We start from the raw sequence: 18,828 nt of genomic DNA, 5'->3' as shown, positions 1-18,828 counted from the left end.
ATGGATATCTCGCGCCCCTTCATCCTGCGCCCGGTCGCCACCACCCTGTTGATGGTGGCGCTGCTCATCGCCGGTCTGCTGGCCTATCGTCTGCTGCCGGTGGCGGCCTTGCCGCAGGTGGACTATCCCACCATCCGCGTGCTCACCCTCTATCCCGGTGCCAGCCCCGATGTCATGACCAGCGCTGTCACCGCGCCGCTGGAGCGTCAGTTCGGCCAGATGCCGGGCCTGTCGCAGATGGCCTCGACCAGCTCTGGTGGTGCCTCGGTCATCACCCTCAGATTCAACCTGGAACTGGACCTGTCGGTCGCCGAACAGGAAGTCCAGGCCGCGATCAATGCGGCCAACAACCTGCTGCCCAACGATCTGCCGGCACCACCGGTGTACAACAAGGTCAATCCGGCCGATACGCCTATCGTCACCCTGGCGATCAGCTCCAGGACGCTGCCGCTGCCCACGCTCTACGACCTGGTCGACACCCGCATGGCGCAGAAGCTCGCCCAGGTGACCGGGGTCGGTATGGTCAGCCTCGCCGGCGGCCAGCGCCCGGCGGTGCGCATCCAGGTCGATCCGGACAAGCTCGCGGCCCACAACCTGACCCTGGCCGATGTGCGCAGCCTGGTCACCAGCGAGAACACCAACCAGCCCAAGGGCAGCTTCGACGGCCCCACCCGGGTCGCCACCCTGGACGCCAACGACCAGTTGCGCGATCCCAAGGCGTATGGCGACCTGATCCTCAACTACGCCGACAACGGCGCCCTGCGCCTGGGTGACGTGGCCACCATCGCCCAGGGTGCGGAAAACGACCGCCTGGCTGCCTGGGCCAATCGCAGCGGTGCCATCCTGGTCAACGTTCAGCGCCAGCCGGGTGCCAACGTCATCCAGACCGTGGATCGCATCCAGGCGCTCTTGCCCAGCCTCAGGGAAAGCCTGCCGGCCGGTCTCGACATCGCCGTGCTCAGCGACCGTACCGAGACCATCCGCGCCGCGGTCACCGACGTCCAGCACGAGATGCTGCTGGCGGTAGGACTGGTGGTGATGGTCACCTTCGTCTTCCTGCGCCGGTTCAGCGCCACCCTGATTCCCTCGGTCACGGTGCCGCTGTCGCTGATCGGCACCTTCGGCGCCATGTACCTGGCCGGCTTCTCGCTGAACAACCTGTCGCTGATGGCCCTGACCATCGCCACCGGCTTCGTCGTCGACGATGCCATCGTCATGCTGGAAAACATCTCCCGGCATCTGGAAGAGGGCGCCACACCCATGGAAGCGGCGCTCAAGGGCGCCCGCCAGATCGGTTTCACCCTGGTGTCCCTGACCGTTTCGCTGATCGCGGTGCTCATCCCGCTGCTGTTCATGCAGGACGTGGTCGGCCGGCTGTTCCGTGAATTCGCCATCACCCTGGCGGTGGCCATCCTCATCTCCCTGGTGATCTCCCTTACCCTGACACCGATGATGTGCGCGCGGCTGCTCAAGCGCGAGGAGGCGGGCGAGCACCAACTGGTCTGGCTGGAGCGGCTGATCGCCGGCTATGGCCGCGCGCTGCGCTGGTCGCTGGCGCACCGGGCACTGATGCTGCTGCTGGCGGTGGCGACCTTCGTGCTCACCGCGGTGCTCTACCTGCTGGTGCCCAAGGGCTTCTTTCCGGCTCAGGACACCGGTTCCATCCAGGGCATCACCGAGGCGCCCCAGTCGATCTCCTTCCGCGGCATGAGCGAGCGCCAGCAGGCACTGGCCGAGGTGGTGCTGCAGGACCCGGCGGTGGCGAGTCTGTCCTCCTATATCGGCGTCGACGGTGACAACGTCACCCTCAACAGCGGTCGCCTGCAGATCAACCTCAAGCCGCAGGGCGAGCGCGACGTCACCGCCCAGGAAGTGATCGACCGCCTGCGTCCCGCGGTCGCCAAGGTGGTGGGCATCACCCTCTACATGCAGCCGGTGCAAGACCTCAGCGTCGAGGACCGGGTCAGCCGGACCCAGTACCAGCTGAGTCTGGACTCGCCCGACGCCAGCCTGCTCGACACCTGGGTGCCGCGCCTGATCGAGGCGTTGCAAGAGCGCCCGGAACTCACCGATGTCACCAGCGACCTGCAGAACAAGGGGCTGCAGCTGTACCTGACCATCGATCGCGACGCCGCGGCGCGGCTCGGCGTACAGGTCTCGGCCATTACCGATGCCCTCTATGACGCCCTCGGTCAGCGGCAGATCTCGACCATCTATACCCAGGCCAACCAGTACCGGGTGGTGCTGGCCAGCGCCGCCGCCGACAGCCTGGGACCGGATGCCCTCAGCCAGGTCTGGGTGAAGGCGGGCAGTGGCTCCTCGTCCAGCGGCAGCAGCGGCACCGGTACGGCCACCAACTCCGAGACCACCACGGACACCAGTCGCGCCCCGGTGCGGCTGTCCAGCCTGGTGAAGATGGAGCAGCGGCCGACCCGTCTGGTGATCAACCACCTGAGCCAGTTCCCGGCGGTGACCCTGTCGTTCAACCTGGCCAGCGGCGTTTCCCTGGGCGCCGCGGTGGCGGCCATCGACGCGGCCAAGCAGGAGATCGGCCTGCCGGTGGGCATCAATACCCACTACCAGGGCGCGGCAGCGGCTTTCCAGGCTTCGCTGTCCAGTACCCTGCTCTTGATCCTGGCGGCGGTGGTGGTGATGTATATCGTCCTGGGGGTGCTCTATGAGAGCTTCATCCATCCGCTGACCATCCTCTCGACGCTGCCCTCGGCGGCCATCGGCGCGCTGCTGGCGCTGCTGCTCACCGGCAATGACCTCGGCCTGATCGCGGTGATCGGCATCATCCTGCTGATCGGCATCGTCAAGAAGAACGCCATCATGATGATCGACTTCGCCCTGGATGCCGAACGCCACCAGGGACTGCAGCCGGAGGAGGCCATCTACCAGGCGGCGCTGCTGAGATTCCGGCCGATCCTCATGACCACCCTGGCGGCGCTGTTCGGCGCGGTGCCGCTGATGCTGGCCACCGGCGCCGGCGCCGAGTTGCGCCAGCCGCTGGGCCTGGTGATGGTCGGCGGCCTGCTGGTCAGCCAGGTGCTGACGCTGTTCACCACCCCGGTGATCTACCTGGCCTTCGACAGCCTGGGCGAGCGCCTGGGTCGACGCAGGGCGGTCTGAGGTGAATCTCTCGGCGCCCTTCATCGCCCGGCCGGTCGCGACCCTGCTGCTGAGCCTGGCGTTGCTGCTGCTGGGCGCCATCGCCTTCCGGCTGTTGCCGGTGGCGCCCCTGCCGCAGATGGACTTTCCCACCATCACGGTCTCGGCGACCCTGTCCGGGGCCAGTCCCCAGGTGATGGCCTCCAGCGTCGCCACGCCGCTGGAGCGTTCCCTGGGCACCATCGCCGGCATCAGCTCCATGACCAGCCGCAGCAGCCAGGGCTCGACGCAGATCATCATCCAGTTCGATCTGGACAAGAACGTCAACACCGCCGCCCGCGAGGTGCAGGCGGCCATCAATGCCTCGCGCAACCTGCTGCCGAGCGGCATGCGCCAGATGCCACGCTATCGCAAGGTCAATCCGTCCCAGGCACCCATCATGGTGTTCTCGCTGACCTCCAAGACCCTGAGCAAGGGCGAGCTCTACGACCTGGCGTCCACGGTGCTGGCCCAGAGCCTGTCCCAGGTCAGCGGCGTGGGCGAAGTGCAGATCGGTGGCAGCTCCCTGCCGGCGGTGCGCATCGAACTGGAGCCGCGCCAGCTGGAGCATTACGGGCTGGCGCTGGACGACGTCCGCACCGCCATCAACAGCGCCAACCAGCGTCGCCCCAAGGGTGCGGTGGCCAATGACGAACACAATTGGCAGATCCAGGCCAACGACCAGCTGTTCAAGGCCGCCGACTACGCCCCCCTGATCATCCGCTACCAGGATGGCGCGACGTTGCGCCTGCGCGATGTCGCCAAGGTCAGCGATGCCGTGGAAGACCGCTACAACGCCGGTTTCTACAACGACCAGAGCGCCGTGCTGCTGGTGGTCAATCGGCAGGCCAATGCCAACATCATCGAGACCATCGCCGCGCTCAAGGCGCGCCTGCCGGCACTGGAGGCCATCGTCCCGGCCAGTGCCCGCCTGGAAGTGGCCATGGACAGATCCGGGGTGATCAAGGCCACCCTGCATGAAGCCGAACTGACGCTGATCATCGCCGTCTTCCTGGTGATCGGCGTGGTCTGGCTGTTCCTCGGCCGGCTGCGCAGCGCGGTGATTCCGGCCCTGGCGGTGCCCATCTCCCTGGTGGGTACCTTCGCCGTCATGTACCTGCTCGGCTTCTCGCTCAATACCCTGTCGCTGATGGCCCTGATCCTGGCGGCGGGGCTGGTGGTGGACGATGCCATCGTGGTGCTGGAGAACATCGCCCGGCACATCGATAACGGCATGGCGCCGCTGAAGGCGGCCTACCAGGGCACCCGCGAGGTGGGCTTCACCCTGCTGTCGATGAACGTTTCCCTGGTGGCGGTCTTCGTCGCCATCCTCTTCATCGGCGGCATCGTCGAAAAGCTGTTCCGCGAATTCTCCCTGACCCTGGCCGCCGCCATCCTGGTGTCGCTGGTGGTGTCCCTGACGCTGACGCCCATGCTCTGCGCGCGCTGGCTCAGGCCCCACGATCCCGCCACCGAAAGCCGCCTGCAGCGCTTCAGCGAGCGGGCCCATCGCCGGCTGGTGGCCGGCTACGACCGGACCCTCGGCTGGGCCCTGCGTCATCGGCGGCTGACCCTGCTGAGTCTGATCGCGACCATAGCGCTCAACGTGCTGCTCTATGTGGTGGTGCCCAAGACCTTCATGCCGCAGCAGGACACCGGCCAGCTGATCGGTTTCATCCGCGGCGACAATGCGCTGTCGTTCCAGGTCATGCAGCCGAAGATCGAGATCCTGCGCAAGTCGCTGCTGGCCGATCCGGCGGTGGCCAGCGCCTCCGGCTTCGTCGGCAGTTCCGGCTCCGGCAGTGGGGTGAACAACGCGGTGATGCTGATTCGCCTCAAGCCCATCGCCGAGCGCCAGCTGGATGCGCAAAAGGTCATCGAGCGCATCCGCGCCAACGCGCCCAAGGTGCCGGGCGCCCAGCTGTTCCTCATGGCCGACCAGGACCTGAGATTCGGCGGTCGTCAGCAGAGCACCTCGTCCTATGAGTACAACCTGCTCTCGGGCGACGTCGGGCTGCTGGAAACCTGGCAACCCAAGGTATTGGCCGCACTCAAGGCGCTGCCGGAGCTGACCGCGGTGGACGGCCGCGAAGGCAGCACCCAGCAGATCACCCTGCAGATCGACCGCGAGAAGGCCAAGCGCCTCGGCGTGGACATGGAAACCGTCGCTGCGGTGCTCAACAACTCCTTCGCCCAGCGGCAGATCTCGACCATCTACGAGCCGCTCAACCAGTACAAGGTGGTGATGGAGATCAATCCGCGCTATGCCCAGGATCCGACCGTCCTCGAGCAGGTGCGGGTCATCACCGCCAGCGGCGCCCAGGTCCCGCTGTCGGCCTTCGCCTACTACACCAACAGCCTCGCCGAGGACCGGGTTACCCACGATGGCCAGTTCGCCTCGGAGAGCATCAACTTCGACCTGGCGCCGGACGTCAGCCTGGAACAGGCGACCCGGGCGGTACAGCGCGCGGTGGCGGCCATCGGCTTGCCGACCGATGTCCAGGGTCGCCTGGGCGGATCCGCCAACATTTTCGCCAGCACGGTGTCGGGGCAACCGCTGATGATTCTCGGCGCCCTGGTGCTGGTCTATATCGTCCTAGGCGTGCTCTACGAGAGCTACGTGCATCCCCTGACCATCCTCTCGACGCTACCGTCGGCCGGGGTAGGGGCCTTGCTCGCCATCCAGCTCACCGGTGGCCAGTTCAGCCTGATTTCCATGCTCGGCCTGTTCCTGCTGATCGGGGTGGTGAAGAAGAATGCCATCATGATGGTGGATCTGGCCCTGCAGCTGGAGCGCCAGCAGGGACTGACGCCCGAGGAGGGCATTCGCCAGGCCTGTCTGTTGCGCCTGAGGCCCATCCTGATGACCACCATGGCCGCCATCCTCGGTGCCGTACCGCTATTGATCGGCAATACCGAAGGCGCAGAGATGCGCCAGCCACTGGGCCTGGTGATCGTCGGTGGCCTGGTCTTGAGCCAGATCCTCACCCTCTACACCACCCCGGTGGTCTATCTCTATTTCGAACGCCTGCGCCGCCGCGTCAATCGCTGGCGCGGCATCCGTACCGACGCTGCCCTGGATACGCCGCTATGACTCCAACCCTGCGCCTGCCGACGCTGACCCTGGCTCTACTACTGGCCGGCTGTACCCTGGGCCCGGATTACCAGCGGCCAACCACTGCGGTGCCGGTCGCCTACCGTCATGCCGAGGGCTGGCAGGCCGCCGCGCCCAGGGATCTGGAGGTCCGTGGCGACTGGTGGCGCCGCTACGATGATCCGACCCTGGATCGCCTGATGGTCCAGCTGAACCAGCGCAACCAGAGCCTGGCCCAGGCCGAGGCGACCTATCGGCAATCCCTGGCCCTGGTCAGTCAGGCGCGGGCCGCGTTGTTCCCGACCCTGTCCAGCAGCCTGGGCGCCACCCGCTCCGGGCGCGGGGGCGGTTCGGGCAGCAACACCGTCATCCGCAACTCCAATGGCACCAGCAGCACCTTCAGCAGCGGTGGCACCAGCACCATCAGCAACGCCTACGACGCCAGCCTGGGGGTGAGCTGGGAGCTGGATCTCTGGGGGCGCGTAAGGCGCCAGGTGGAGGCGGATCGGGCTTCCGCCCAGGCCAGCGCTGCGGAGCTGGCGGCCACCCGCCTGAGTCTGCAGACGCAACTGGCGACCAACTATTTGCAGTTACGGGTGCTGGACGCCCAGCAGCGGTTGCTCGACGCCACCGTGTCCGCCTACGAGCGATCCCTGCGCCTGACCCAGAACCAGTACCGCGCCGGCATCGTCACGCCGGCGGATGTGGCCCAGGCGACCACCCAGCTGAAGAGCACCCAGGCCGACGCCATCGACCTCAGGTACCAGCGTGCCCAGCTGGAAAACGCCATCGCGGTGCTGGTCGGCGAAGTCCCGGCCAATTTCCAGCTGGGCGCGGTCAAGACAGTTCCCGAATTGCCGCCGCTGCCGAGCGCCGTGCCCTCGACCCTGCTGGAGCGGCGTCCGGACATCGCCCAGGCCGAGCGCCAGGTCATGGCCGCCAATGCCGCCATCGGCGTCGCCGAAGCGGCCTACTACCCGGACCTGACCCTGAGTGCCAGCGGTGGCTACAGTGCCAGCCAGTGGGGCAATCTGATCAGCACGCCGAATCGCTTCTGGTCGATCGGGCCATCCTTTGCCCTGTCGCTGTTCGATGGTGGCCTGCGCCGCGCGCAGGTGGAGTCGGCCGAAGCCAGCTACGACGCCAGCGTCGCCGGTTATCGCCAGACCGTGCTCGATGGCTTCCGCGAGGTGGAGGACTATCTGGTGCAGCTGCGCACCTACGGCGACGAAGCCGGCGTGCGCCAGGAGGCCCTGGATGCCGCGCGCCGCGCCCTGCAACTGGCCGAGAACCAGTACCAGGCCGGGCTGATCGGCTATCTCGACGTGGTCACCCTGCAGACCACCGCCCTGAGCAACGAACGCACCAACCTGACCCTGCTGGGCAGCCGCCTCAGTGCCAGCGTCCAGCTGATCGCCGCGCTTGGCGGTGGTTGGGATGGCAACGTCACCCCACCGGCGCCGCCGCAGCGACCCTGACTTCGGGCACAAAAAAGCCGGGCGATTGCCCGGCTTTTTCATGACTGGCGCTTAGTTGGGGAAGAGTTCGCCCAGCTTCATGCTCAGCATCATGTTGCCTTCGACGCGCAGTTTGCCGGACATGAAGGCCTGCATGCCGTCGGTTTCGCCGCTGACGATGCCAGCCAGGGTGTCCTGGTCCATGATCAGGGTGCAATCCGGGTCGGCGGCGTCGCCTTGCTGGACGTCACAGGTGCCGTCCTTGACGACCACGTAGTAGTTGTCACCGCCCTCGACGTCGAATTGATAGGTGAGATCCAGGCCGGCCGCGGCGGAGGGGTCGAACTTGCTCTTCAGGGTGGCGATGGCTTCGGCTGCGCTCATGGCGAGGGTCCTTGTGGTCTTTTTCGATGAGGCCCACTCCGGCGGGAGGGGCAGGGCACTCGACCGAGGGTAGGGGGCGGCAGGAGGCCTGTCAACGGATATTCATACGCTTGTTTGAAAGGCTGGTGCGCGTGCACGGATTGATCGCTGCCAATGGCTAGCCGGTGCCGGAAGACCGCCGGGAATCGCCGAGTTTCTATCGGTCGGGCGACTCGGTATGCTGGGCAGGGCACTGCTGCCGCCATCCTAGGAGAGTCCGTGGAGTTTCTTGCCGACTATGCCAGTTTCCTGGCCAAAACCGTCACCGTGGTGGTCGCCATCATCGCCGTGCTGCTGTTCACCGTCGCCGTCCGCGGCCGCAACCGGCGCAGCTCCGCTGGCCAGTTGCAGGTACAGAAGCTCAATGACTTCTATCGCGATCTGCGGCTGAGGTTGCAGCAGAGCGTGCTGGGCAAGGAAGCCTTCAAGGCCCTGCGCAAGCGCGAGACCAAGGCCGAGAAGACCAAGCGCAAGAGCGAGACCGGCAAGTCGCGGGTCTATGTGCTCGATTTCCATGGCGACATCAAGGCCACGGCCAACGAACACCTGCGCAACGAGATCACCGCCGTCCTGACCCTGGCGACGCCCAAGGACGAGGTAGTGGTGCGGCTGGAAAGCGGCGGTGGCCTGGTGCACAGCTATGGCCTGGCCGCCTCGCAGCTGGCGCGCATCCGCCAGGCGGGAATTCCCCTGACCATCTGCGTCGACAAGGTAGCGGCCAGTGGCGGTTACATGATGGCCTGCATCGGCGACCGTATCCTCTGTGCGCCCTTCGCCATCCTCGGCTCCATCGGTGTGGTCGCCCAGTTGCCCAATGTCCACCGCCTGCTGAAGAAGCATGACGTGGACTTCGAGGTCTTCACCGCCGGCCAGTACAAGCGCACCGTTACGGTGTTCGGCGAGAACGACGAGAAGGGCAAGGAAAAATTCCAGCACGATCTGGATACTACCCATGTGCTGTTCAAGAATTTCGTCGCCCACTACCGGCCGCAGCTCAATATCGACGAGGTCGCCACCGGCGAGGTCTGGCTCGGCCAGGCCGCGCTGGGCAAGCAACTGGTGGACGAGCTGCGCACCAGTGACGAATACCTGGCCGAACGGGCCCAGGTGGTCGAAGTCTTTTCGCTGCGCTTCGTCGAGAAGAAGTCGTTGCCCGAGCGCCTGGGCATGGCCGCGAGCCTCGGGGTCGATCGTCTGGTGAGCACCTGGTGGGAGCGCCTGGCCGAGTCGACCCGCTGGCGCTGAGGTCCAAGGGACTGACGGCCCATAACAAGACTCCAATGGAGGTTATGCGATGAGCAATTTTCAGGCGCTCTGGGTGACCGAAGGGGCCCATGGTGCTTTCCGGCAAGAGGTGGTGACGCGCAGCCTGGACGACCTGCCCGCGGGCGAGGTGCTGATCCGGGTGCGCTACTCCTCGCTCAACTACAAGGACGCCCTGTCGGCCATCGGCAACCGCGGCGTGACCCGGCGCTATCCCCATACCCCGGGTATCGACGCTGCCGGGGTGGTGGAGCACTCCAACGCTGGCGAATTCGCCGTGGGCGATGAGGTCCTGGTCACGGGCTACGACCTGGGCATGAGCACTCCCGGCGGCTTCGGCCAGTACATCCGGGTGCCGGCCGCCTGGGTGATCCGCCGCCCGGACAATCTCGGCCTGCGTGAAGCCATGGTGCTGGGCACCGCGGGGCTCACCGCGGCGCTGTGCGTCGAGAAGCTCGAACAGATGGGCCTGACCCCTGAAGCCGGTACCGTGCTGGTCACCGGTGCCAGTGGTGGCGTGGGCAGTCTGGCGGTCAAGTTGCTGGCACGCCTGGGCTATCACGTGGCGGCGTCCACGGCCAAGCTGGAGCGCGCGGAGTGGCTGCATCGGCTGGGTGCCCGGCAGATCCTCGACCGTGCCACCCTGGCCGATGGCGTCGGCAAGCCGCTACTGGACCAGCAGTGGGCCGGGGCGGTGGATACCGTCGGCGGCGACATCCTCTTCAACGTCATCAAGTCGCTGGAATACGGCGGCAGCGTGGCCTGTTGCGGCATGACCGCCGGCACCACCTTTGCCGCCGGGGTCTTTCCCTTCATCCTGCGCGGGGTGAATCTGCTGGGCGTGGATTCTGTCGAGTTGCCACTGATGGCCAAGGCCGCGCTCTGGGACAAGCTTTCGGTGCAGTGGAAGCTGGACGACCTGGACAGCCTGACCCGCGAGGTCGGCCTTGCCGAACTGCCCGACACCATCAGTCAGATCCTGGCGGGCAAGATGGTGGGGCGTGTGGTGGTCGATCTCGGTTGAGCGAAGGCCAGACAAAAAGAAACCCGCCGCGGCGGGTTTTCTTTTGCGTCCGCGGCGATCAGGCCTGGCGGCGGCGGAACAGCGGCTCGGCCTGGTCGACCGCGCCCTGATAGGTCACGCTGAAGTCGCGCAGACCGGCCAGGGCCGCTTCCGGATCGCGGTCGGCACGGACCACGTAGGCATCGAAGCCGCAACGCTTGAGGAAGAACAGCTGGTCCTGCAGGACATCGCCGATGGCGCGCAGCTCGCCGGTCCAGCCGAAGCGTTCGCGCAGCAGGCGGGCATAGGAATAGCCACGCCCGTCGACGAAGGCCGGGAAGTTGATGGCGATCAGGGCGAAGTGCGCGAGGTCGCCGGCAATGCTCTCCGGCTCTTCATCGCTGTCCAGCCAGATGCCCAGCTTGCCATCGCGGCAGGTGAGGGCATGGCCGTGCTCCAGCCACAGGGCGGCCGGGATGATCACGTCGTCGCTGTTGGGGACGTCTGCCAAGGCGACGTCCTTGGGCAGCAGATGCCAGTTGTCGGTGACCAGCTGGTCGCCCTTAATGATTCTTTGCATAGACGCGCTCCTTGAAGGGGTCGATACCGATACGGCGGTAGGTGTCGATGAAGCGCTCGTCTTCGGTGCGTCGCTCGACGTAGACGTTGATCAGCTTGCCGATCACCTCGGGCATCTGGTCCTGGGCGAAGGAGGGGCCGAGGATCTTGGCCAGGGTGGCGTCACGGCCGGCGTCGCCGCCCAGGGACACCTGGTAGAACTCCTCGCCCTTCTTGTCCACGCCGAGGATGCCGATGTGGCCGACGTGGTGATGACCGCAGGCGTTCATGCAACCGGAGATGTTGAGGTCCAGCTCGCCGATGTCGAACAGGTAGTCCAGGTCGTCGAAACGGCGCTGGATGGCTTCGGCGATGGGGATCGACTTGGCGTTGGCCAGGGAGCAGAAATCACCGCCCGGGCAGCAGATCATGTCGGTCAGCAGGCCGATGTTGGGGGTGGCGAAGCCGTGCTCGCGCAACTCCTGCCACAGCTCCAGCAACTGGTCCTGGCGGACGTCGGCGAAGATGACGTTCTGCTGGTGGGAGGTGCGCAGCTCGCCGAAGCTGTAGCGATCGGCCAGCTCGGCCATGGCGTCCAGCTGGAGATCGGTCACGTCCCCCGGCGCGACGCCGGTGGGCTTGAGCGACAGCGTCACGGCGACATAGCCCGGACGCTTGTGGCGGAAGGTGTTGCGCTGGCGCCAGCGGGAGAAACCGGGGTGCTCGGCGTCCAGGCGGGCGAGGGCGGCGTCCTGGTCCTGCAGCTCGGCATAGGGCGGATCGACGAAGAAGGCGGAGACCCGCGCGACCTCGGCGTCGGTCAGAGTGACGGGGCCGTCCTTGAGGTGGGCCCACTCGGCCTCGACCTTTTCGGCGAAGGCGTCGGCACCCAGCGCCTTGACCAGGATCTTGATGCGCGCCTTGAACTTGTTGTCGCGGCGGCCGTAGCGGTTGTAGACCCGCAGGGTGGCTTCCAGGTAGCTGAGCAGGTGCTGCCAGGGCAGGAATTCACGGATGAATTCACCGGTGTGGGGAGTACGGCCCTGGCCGCCGCCGACCAGCACGCGGAAGCCCAGCTCGCCGGCCTCGTTACGCACCGCTTCCAGGCCGATGTCGTGCACCTCGATGGCGGCGCGATCCAGGGCGGCGCCGTTGACGGCGATCTTGAACTTGCGCGGCAGGAAGGCGAATTCGGGGTGGAAGGTCGACCACTGGCGGATGATCTCGCACCAGGGGCGCGGATCGATCAGTTCGTCATGGGCGACGCCGGCGAACTGGTCGGTGGTGGTGTTGCGGATGCAGTTGCCGCTGGTCTGGATGGCGTGCATCTGCACGGTGGCCAGCTCGGCGAGGATCTCGGGGACGTCTTCCAGCTCCGGCCAGTTAAACTGGAAGTTCTGCCGGGTACTGATGTGGGCGTAGCCCTTGTCGTAGTCACGGGCGATCTGCGCCAGCTTGCGCACCTGGGTAGTGTTCAGCAGGCCGTAGGGCACCGCGACCCGCAGCATGGGCGCGTAGCGCTGGATGTAGAGACCGTTCTGCAGGCGCAGCGGGCGGTATTCTTCGCCACCCAGCTCTCCGGCCAGGAAGCGGCGGGTCTGGTCGCGAAACTGGGCGACACGCTCTTCGACGATCCGCTGATCGTACTGATCGTAAACGTACATGGTCATCCTGCTGTCAGGCGGCGCGCACGGCTGCGCGTGATCGAAGTCCTGGGCACCCCTGGGGTGCTCTGGAGACTTTTCTAGGCCGTGCACGATAGCAGCAGGTCTATATGCTTAAAAGCGATGTTTCTTTATATATAAATCTATTCCGGCGATAAGCGAGAGCAGGGTGGGCGGCGCCGGATACCACTTATGAATACCGTGGTTGATAAAACGTAGCGAGCGGCTGTCAGGCGGGTGCGCGCGGCGCGCAGGAACCGGAGTGTACGAGCGGTACATGAGGATTCCGAGCACTGCACGCGCCCGTTTGGCGGACGCGCAGTAGTTTTAGCAGCCGCGGTTAGTTCAGGCCCAGCTTGCCGCGCAGGGTGGAGAGATCTTCCGCCAGGGTGTTGACCGGACCGACCAGGGCCTTGCGATCACGCTCGCTGACCTTGTCGTAGGTCTCGAAGCCGCCGTCCTTGGTCTTGTACTTGGCCAGGATCCTGTCGACCGTGGCGAAGTTCTTGTCGACCTTGGCGACGAAGGCCTGGTCCTGCTTCTCGATCTGCGGGCGGAACAGGTCGACGATCTTCTTGGCGCCATCGACGTTGGCCTGGAAGTCATAGAGGTCGGTGTGGCTATAGCGCTCTTCCTCGCCCGACACCTTGGTCGCCGCCACTTCCTCCATCAGCGCCGCGGCGCCACCCACCACCTTTTCCGGCGGGAAGGTCAGGCCATCGACGCGGGCCTGCAGATCCTTGACGTCGGCCAGCAGCTTGTCGGCGAGGGGACCCTGGCCTTCGGTGGTGTTCTGGGTAAAGAGGGCGTGCTCCAGGCGATGGAAGCCGGTGAAGTCCTCGGATTTGACCCCCTGTTCGTGATCGTCTTCGCGGGAGTCGATGGCGGCGTCGAGGTCGCTGAAGAGTTCGGCGATGGGCTCGACCTGCTCGTAGGAGACCCGCGTCGGGGCATAGAGCTTGCGCGCGGTGGCCAGGTCGCCGCGCTTGACCGCCGCGGTGAAGGCCTGGGTCTGCTCGGTGAGCTTGGCCAGGTTGTCGGTGACATAGATCTTGTAGTCGGAGATGGGGCCGACCAGATCCAGCGGCGAGTTGGCAGCGAAGGCCGGCGTGGCGAGGGCCAGACCGAGGGCAGCGGCGAGGAACGAGCGTTTCATTCGACTTCTCCTGTCGAGGTTTTAAAGCGATGCGGCGGCCAGCAGGCTGCGGCCGAGATAGTCCTTGGCATCGGTGATCCCCGGCAGGACGAAGAAGTAACCGCCGCCGATGGGCTTGATGTATTCCTCCAGGGGCTCGCCATCCAGGCGTTTCTGTACGGCGATGAAGCCCTGCTCCAGATCGGCCTGGTAGGCGATGAACAGCAGGCCCATGTCGAGCTGGCCGTTCTTGCGCACGCCATTGGAGTAGTTGAAGGGGCGGCGCAGGATCAGGTTGCGCTGGCTCTCCGGGGTACGGGGATTGGCCAGGCGGATATGGGCGTCCAGCGGCGTGACCTTGCCCTTGGGATCACTGGCGTAATCCGGCACATCGGTCTCGTGACCGCCGGCCATGGGCGCGCCACTGGCCTTGCGCCGCCCGAAGATGGCTTCCTGCTCCTGCAGCGGGGTGCGATCCCAGCGCTCGACGAAATTGCGGATGATGCGCACCGCCTGGTAGCTGCCCTGGGCGGCCCAGGCGGGCTCGCCGCTGCCGGGCTGGACCCAGACGATCCGGTCCATCGCCTGGGCGTCGGTGGAATCGGGGTTGGCCGAGCCGTCGCGAAAGCCGAGGAAGTTGCGCGCGCTTTCCGCCGGTTGCCCGGGTGGCGGATCCTGCACCGGCACGCTGCCTTCCTGCTTCCAGCGGATCGCCAGCAGGTCGGGCAGATTCTTCAGGAGGTCGCGCAGGGCGTGGATGTTCGTGTCCGGGGTATTGGCGCAGAACTGCAGGCAGAGATCGCCGTGGCAGCAGTCCGCTTCCAGGGCGTCGTTGGGAAAGCCGGTCATGCGCTGCAGCTGGCGCGGCTTTACCGCGCTCAGGCCGAAACGGTCATCGAACAGCGACTCGCCCACCGAGACGGTGATGGTGAGGTTGTCCGGCGTCACCACCGGACCGAGGATGCCGGAATCCAGCGGCGGCAACCTGGGATCGACCTCCGGTACCGGGCCGCCCTGCATGAGAAAGCGGATGCGCTCGTCGAGGGTCCGCAGCAGGCGTTCCAGGTCGTCACGGTCGCTGGCCAGCACATCGAAGGCCACGATCATCCCGGCCGCCGGCCGTGGGGTGACGATGCCGCTCTGGTGCTGGCCGAGGAACGCCTGGCGCTGGTGGGTATTGGCGCTACCGGGGGCACGGGTCACCTCGGCGGTGCTGGCCGCCCGGGCGTGCATCGGGCAGAGCCCGGCACCGGCCAGGGCCACGCTGGCGGCGCCGAGCCCACCCAGCAGGCGGCGACGGTCGATATTGGGCTGATCGGGAGCGGACTTCTTCATGGCGTGGTCTTGGTCGCGGCCAGGCCCAGGGCCGGGGCGACTTGGTCGAGGGAGTCGGCCAGGGCCTGGGCCGCGGCGGCGATGCGCTGGCGGTCGTCAGGGGAAAGGGAAGAGTAGGGACGCTGGACATCGCCCAGGGCCGCGGCCAGGGCGTCGGCCTGGGTATCCAGGCTTTGCTGCAGCTCGGGATGCCCCTTGCCGAGCAGCGGGCGCAGCAACTTGATCACCTTGCGCGTGCCGTCCAGATTGGCGGCAAAGCCGGGCAGCACGAGCTGGCTGTAGCGTTCTTCCTCGCCCGAGATCCGGGTGTTGGCCAGGTTGTGCAGCAGGCGTGCGGCGTTGCCGCTGAGTTGCTCGGGCGGCAGCGACTGGCCGAGCAGGGCATCGCGCAGGGCGGCGGCGTCCTGTTGCAGGCGGGTGGCGACCGGTTCCAGGTCCCGGGTGCTGTTGCCGGAGAAAAGGCCTTGTTCGAGGCGATGGAAGCCGCCGAAGGCCGGATCCTGTTCGCGCTTTTCGTAGTAGTCGGCGCGGGCGTTGAGGCGATTGTCCAGTTCGGCAAAGCGCTGCGCGGTTGCCGCTAGGCGCTGGTAGGGCAGGCGAGCGGCGGCATAGGCGGCGCGCGCCTGCGCCAGATCGCCCGCGGCCAGGGCCTGCTGGAGGGTAGTGAGACCCTGCAGCAAGAGGCGGCTCTGCTGATTCAGGTAGACGCGGTATTCCGACAGCGGACCGACGAACTGGGTCAGGGTCGGGCCGGCCTTGCTGGCGGCTTCCGAGGCGGCGGTCGGGAGTACCTTCAGCGTACCCCGCGGATTGCTCAGCAGCCCGCAGGTGATGGCGTAGTTGCCAGGCGCCAGGGTGGCATTGATGACCTGGCTGAGACCGGGGGCGATGTTCTCGCGCTCCTCGACCACCAGGACGCCGTCGAGGATTTCCCACTCCACCGCCCGATCCGAGCGGTTGACGATACGAAAGCGCGCCGGTCCGGCAGGCACTTCCAGGGCGTTGGGCTCGCAGCGATTGGCCAGGATATCGACCTTGATCTCGCCGTCGGCGACGGTCGCGTGACGCTCGCCTGCGGAGCGCGAGGCGTAATAGAAGGCGGCGCCCGCGGCGATCAGCAGGGTTGCCGAGCCGATCAGGGCCAGGCGCATGGCCGTGGAGCCCTGCTTCGGCGAATGGGGGTTGGCGTTGTTCAAGACGGGCGCTCCAGCGAGGCGGGGGTGGTTACCACAGGACGCTGGGGCGGTGCCGGGGTGCGGAAGAACAGCGGCAGGGTGACCGCCAGGAACAGCAGATAGGCGCCGAGGGTGCTCACGGTCGGGGTGTCCTGGTAGCCGAACATGCCGGCCAGCACCGTACCCACCGGGCCGTCGGCGGGCAGCACGTGGCTCCAGTCGAACAGCACCTGCTGCAGCGAATTCCACAGGCCGGCTTCATGCAGGGCCTTGACCGAGTTGGTGAACAGGCCGGCCGCAACGAAGAGGATGAACAGGCCGGTGAAGCGAAAGAACTTGCCCAGGTTCAGTCGCACGCCGCCGGTATAGAGGCCGTAGCCCACCGCGATGGCGATGATCAGGCCAAGCAGGGCACCCAGGGGCGCACCGGGGCCGGCGCTCTGCTGAAAGATGGCGAGAAGGAAGAACACGGTTTCCAGGCCCTCCCGCGCAACCGCCAGAAAGACCATGCCGATCAGGGCATAGACCTGGTTGCGCGAGGCGGACAGGGCGTTTTCCAGGGAGTCGTGCAGTTCGGTCTTGATCGAGCGCGCCGCCTTGCGCATCCAGAACACCATGGAGGTGAGGATGGCGGTGGCCGCCAGGCCGACTACCGCTTCGAACAGTTCCTGCTGACGCTGCGGGAATTCGGCACTGGCCAGTTGCAGTCCGGCGCCCACGAACAGGGACAGGGCGGCGGCCAGCATCACCCCGATCCAGACCGCGGGCATCCAGTGGCCACGACCGGTGCGTTGCAGATAGCTGGCGATGATGCCAACGATGAGCGCCGCTTCGATACCTTCGCGGAGCATGATCAGAAAGGGAACGAGCATGAAAGCTATCACCGACGGAAGCTAAGGGCGCAGAGGCGCCCGGAGGTCGGTGATTTGTATCACAATGATTCGGATTGTTAAATGCGTATGATTCTCGTGCCTTACGGATCCGCCGACTGGTTGGCAGCGGATCAGCGTGGAGGCGCGCGTCAGGCCTGGAAGACCACGGCGGTATCCGGAGCCTTGCCGGTGGCGAAGCGACGGATCTCCCGCCAGTTGCGCAGGTCGACCACTGCCAGCTGATTATCTTCCAGCGCCGCGAACAGCCGCTCGCCGCGGGGATCGAGGCTGAGGCCGGGCACTGCGCTGCCCATGGGCAGATAGGCCACTTCGGCGAGGGTATCGGGCCGCAGCAGCGAAAGACTCTTGTCCGCCAGATTGGACACCAGCAGGCGGCCATCGGGCAGGGCGGCTACCCGTACCGCTTCGCCCCGCAGCTTGATCTGGCGGATCGGCGCCAGGTCGCGGGCATCCAGCGCATGGAGGATGCCGGCGAAACGGTCGAGTACATAGAAGGTACGCTCGTCCGGACTCAGGCAGCAGCCCTCCGGCGCCTGGCCGAGATATTTCTTGACCGGCAGCACGGCGGGATTGTGCGCGTCCACCAGGATCACCAGGCCGCTCAGGGTATCCGCGACGTAGGCACGGCGTCCGTCACGGGTCAGTACGAAGTAGTGGCTGCGGGTCCCGCCGACCGGGACGATCTGGCTGGGCGATTCGGCGGTGGCGGGGCGATCGAAGCGGATGAGCAGCGAGTCGGTTTCGCTGAGCACATAGAGGCGACCCTGGTCGTCCAGGCGCATGCCGTGCAGGCGGTGATAGGGCGACAGGTCGATGGATCTCACCAGGCGGCGCTCGGCGAGATCTATCACACTGACCTGGTGGCCGCCCTCGCCAGGCGCCTGCCAGCTCTTGACGCCATACTGGCCGACATAGGCATAGCGACCCTGGCGGTCGGCGACGATCTCATGGGGTTGCTCCGGCAATTCCAGACTGCCGACGCGCTTGCCATCGGCCAGGCGATAGAAGCCGATGCCTGGGGCTTCCTTCTCGACCAGGGCGAGGTATTCATCGCCCGCTGCGAAGGCGCGGAGCGGATAGCCGCCCAGCAGGGGCAGGGCGGCACTGGCAGCCAGCAGGCCGAGGGTCTGACGGCGATTCAGGTGGGGCATAGGAGGTCTCCCAAGGGGCAAGCCTCCCTGCCAGGGTCAAGCGAATCCGTGCTACTCGAATAGACCCTTGAACCAGGTCCAAACTCCGAAGGAGTAGTCGGGAAAGATGTCGATGCCCAGCGCGGACTTGAGCAGATAGAGCAGCAAGAGGCCCACCAGGCCGCAGGCCAGCAGGATCACCGCCAGCACCGTGGCCTTGCCGAGCAGGGACAATTCCTGCTCCAGGCGCGAGAGTTGACGGTAGTTGCGACCGGCGAGGAAGACGAAGTAGTAGCGGCGGTGCCAGAACTTGACGGTGCCGCGCAGATCGACACTGTGCTTGCCCCAGCTGCGGGTGCCGAAAGCCAGCTTGAGGGCTTCCAGCTGCTCCTCGGTAAAGGATTCACGCAGCGCTTCGGGCAGGCGTTCCTTCAGACCGGCGATGAAGGGGTCGTGGCGTTTGATGCGATCCTGCATGGAAAAGCTTCCCTCTGAATGGTGCGAATGCACTCTGAGGGGGCGCCCGACCGGGCGTTCCGCCGCACCTG

14 protein-coding genes and 1 other RNA gene are annotated in these 18,828 nt (G+C 66.2%); 5 read left to right on the top strand and 10 right to left on the bottom strand.

Annotation, left to right across the window (positions count from 1 at the left end; all coding sequences use genetic code 11):
- From BGI51_RS18850 to BGI51_RS18840, 3 genes are read left to right on the top strand one after another with little or no spacing between them, the layout of a single operon-like run.
- Nucleotides 1-3,132, top strand: coding sequence for a multidrug efflux RND transporter permease subunit (locus BGI51_RS18850; RefSeq protein ID WP_187979329.1), 3,132 nt, complete (start codon nt 1-3; stop codon nt 3,130-3,132).
- A gap of 1 nt (nt 3,133) precedes the next feature.
- Nucleotides 3,134-6,244, top strand: a complete 3,111-nt coding sequence (locus BGI51_RS18845; protein WP_187979328.1) for an efflux RND transporter permease subunit — start codon at nt 3,134-3,136, stop codon at nt 6,242-6,244.
- Nucleotides 6,241-7,722 (top strand): efflux transporter outer membrane subunit, encoded by a 1,482-nt coding sequence (locus BGI51_RS18840; protein ID WP_187979327.1) that lies wholly within the window; start codon nt 6,241-6,243, stop codon nt 7,720-7,722. Before BGI51_RS18845 ends, BGI51_RS18840 begins: the two co-directional genes overlap by 4 nt.
- Nucleotides 7,723-7,773: 51 nt before the next feature.
- Here BGI51_RS18840 and BGI51_RS18835 read toward each other — a convergent pair whose 3' ends face one another.
- Nucleotides 7,774-8,085 carry an SCP2 sterol-binding domain-containing protein gene (locus BGI51_RS18835; protein WP_017640561.1) on the bottom strand — a complete coding sequence of 104 codons (312 nt, stop codon included), beginning with the start codon at nt 8,083-8,085 and terminating at the stop codon, nt 7,774-7,776.
- A gap of 258 nt (nt 8,086-8,343) precedes the next feature.
- On the opposite strand from BGI51_RS18835, the gene sohB reads away from it, so the two are divergent.
- On the top strand, nt 8,344-9,369 hold the full coding sequence (gene sohB / locus BGI51_RS18830; RefSeq protein ID WP_133863095.1) for a protease SohB: 1,026 nt from the start codon (nt 8,344-8,346) through the stop codon (nt 9,367-9,369).
- A 49-nt stretch (nt 9,370-9,418) separates the two neighbouring features.
- Nucleotides 9,419-10,411 (top strand): YhdH/YhfP family quinone oxidoreductase, encoded by a 993-nt coding sequence (locus BGI51_RS18825; RefSeq protein WP_187979326.1) that lies wholly within the window; start codon nt 9,419-9,421, stop codon nt 10,409-10,411.
- 58 nt (nt 10,412-10,469) lie between these two features.
- Here BGI51_RS18825 and BGI51_RS18820 read toward each other — a convergent pair whose 3' ends face one another.
- From BGI51_RS18820 to BGI51_RS18780, 9 genes are all read right to left on the bottom strand, one after another.
- Nucleotides 10,470-10,970, bottom strand: coding sequence for a DUF934 domain-containing protein (locus tag BGI51_RS18820; RefSeq protein WP_133863093.1), 501 nt, complete (start codon nt 10,968-10,970; stop codon nt 10,470-10,472).
- Nucleotides 10,954-12,612, bottom strand: a complete 1,659-nt coding sequence (locus BGI51_RS18815; protein WP_187979325.1) for a nitrite/sulfite reductase — start codon at nt 12,610-12,612, stop codon at nt 10,954-10,956. Before BGI51_RS18815 ends, BGI51_RS18820 begins: the two co-directional genes overlap by 17 nt.
- A gap of 203 nt (nt 12,613-12,815) precedes the next feature.
- A non-coding RNA gene (locus tag BGI51_RS18810) (sX9 sRNA) lies at nt 12,816-12,891 on the bottom strand.
- A gap of 61 nt (nt 12,892-12,952) precedes the next feature.
- Nucleotides 12,953-13,768 (bottom strand): iron uptake system protein EfeO, encoded by an 816-nt coding sequence (gene efeO, locus BGI51_RS18805; RefSeq protein ID WP_187979324.1) that lies wholly within the window; start codon nt 13,766-13,768, stop codon nt 12,953-12,955.
- A 21-nt stretch (nt 13,769-13,789) separates the two neighbouring features.
- Nucleotides 13,790-15,082, bottom strand: coding sequence for an iron uptake transporter deferrochelatase/peroxidase subunit (gene efeB, locus BGI51_RS18800; RefSeq protein WP_187979323.1), 1,293 nt, complete (start codon nt 15,080-15,082; stop codon nt 13,790-13,792).
- Entirely contained in the window at nt 15,079-16,233 is a 1,155-nt protein-coding gene (gene efeO, locus BGI51_RS18795; protein WP_187981352.1) for an iron uptake system protein EfeO, read from the bottom strand. The genes efeB and efeO (BGI51_RS18795) overlap by 4 nt, the downstream gene beginning before the upstream one ends.
- Before the next feature lie 41 nt (nt 16,234-16,274).
- Complete coding sequence (gene efeU / locus BGI51_RS18790; protein ID WP_133863088.1) at nt 16,275-17,129, bottom strand: iron uptake transporter permease EfeU; 855 nt, start codon at nt 17,127-17,129, stop codon at nt 16,275-16,277.
- Between the two features lie 149 nt (nt 17,130-17,278).
- On the bottom strand, nt 17,279-18,301 hold the full coding sequence (locus BGI51_RS18785; RefSeq protein ID WP_187979322.1) for a twin-arginine translocation pathway signal protein: 1,023 nt from the start codon (nt 18,299-18,301) through the stop codon (nt 17,279-17,281).
- 51 nt (nt 18,302-18,352) lie between these two features.
- Nucleotides 18,353-18,757, bottom strand: coding sequence for a 3-phosphoshikimate 1-carboxyvinyltransferase (locus BGI51_RS18780; protein ID WP_133863086.1), 405 nt, complete (start codon nt 18,755-18,757; stop codon nt 18,353-18,355).
- Between the last annotated feature and the right edge of the window lie 71 nt (nt 18,758-18,828).

Origin of the sequence: Pseudomonas oryzihabitans (assembly GCF_014522265.1) — a bacterium.
Taxonomy (GTDB): Bacteria; Pseudomonadota; Gammaproteobacteria; order Pseudomonadales; family Pseudomonadaceae; genus Chryseomonas; species Chryseomonas aestiva.
Note: the sequence above shows the minus strand (reverse complement) of the source record. Positions and strands in the feature narration are given on the sequence as shown.

What these genes read in the sequence shown, in the direction of transcription:
- BGI51_RS18850 (WP_187979329.1), top strand. Translation starts at nt 1, where the DNA reads ATGGATATCTCGCGCCCCTTCATCCTGCGCCCGGTCGCCACCACCCTG.
- BGI51_RS18840 (WP_187979327.1), top strand. Translation starts at nt 6,241, where the DNA reads ATGACTCCAACCCTGCGCCTGCCGACGCTGACCCTGGCTCTACTACTG.
- BGI51_RS18835 (WP_017640561.1), bottom strand. Translation starts at nt 8,085, where the DNA reads ATGAGCGCAGCCGAAGCCATCGCCACCCTGAAGAGCAAGTTCGACCCC.
- BGI51_RS18825 (WP_187979326.1), top strand. Translation starts at nt 9,419, where the DNA reads ATGAGCAATTTTCAGGCGCTCTGGGTGACCGAAGGGGCCCATGGTGCT.
- BGI51_RS18820 (WP_133863093.1), bottom strand. Translation starts at nt 10,970, where the DNA reads ATGCAAAGAATCATTAAGGGCGACCAGCTGGTCACCGACAACTGGCAT.
- BGI51_RS18815 (WP_187979325.1), bottom strand. Translation starts at nt 12,612, where the DNA reads ATGTACGTTTACGATCAGTACGATCAGCGGATCGTCGAAGAGCGTGTC.
- efeO (WP_187979324.1), bottom strand. Translation starts at nt 13,768, where the DNA reads ATGAAACGCTCGTTCCTCGCCGCTGCCCTCGGTCTGGCCCTCGCCACG.
- efeB (WP_187979323.1), bottom strand. Translation starts at nt 15,082, where the DNA reads ATGAAGAAGTCCGCTCCCGATCAGCCCAATATCGACCGTCGCCGCCTG.
- efeO (WP_187981352.1), bottom strand. Translation starts at nt 16,233, where the DNA reads ATGCGCCTGGCCCTGATCGGCTCGGCAACCCTGCTGATCGCCGCGGGC.
- efeU (WP_133863088.1), bottom strand. Translation starts at nt 17,129, where the DNA reads ATGCTCGTTCCCTTTCTGATCATGCTCCGCGAAGGTATCGAAGCGGCG.
- BGI51_RS18785 (WP_187979322.1), bottom strand. Translation starts at nt 18,301, where the DNA reads ATGCCCCACCTGAATCGCCGTCAGACCCTCGGCCTGCTGGCTGCCAGT.
- BGI51_RS18780 (WP_133863086.1), bottom strand. Translation starts at nt 18,757, where the DNA reads ATGCAGGATCGCATCAAACGCCACGACCCCTTCATCGCCGGTCTGAAG.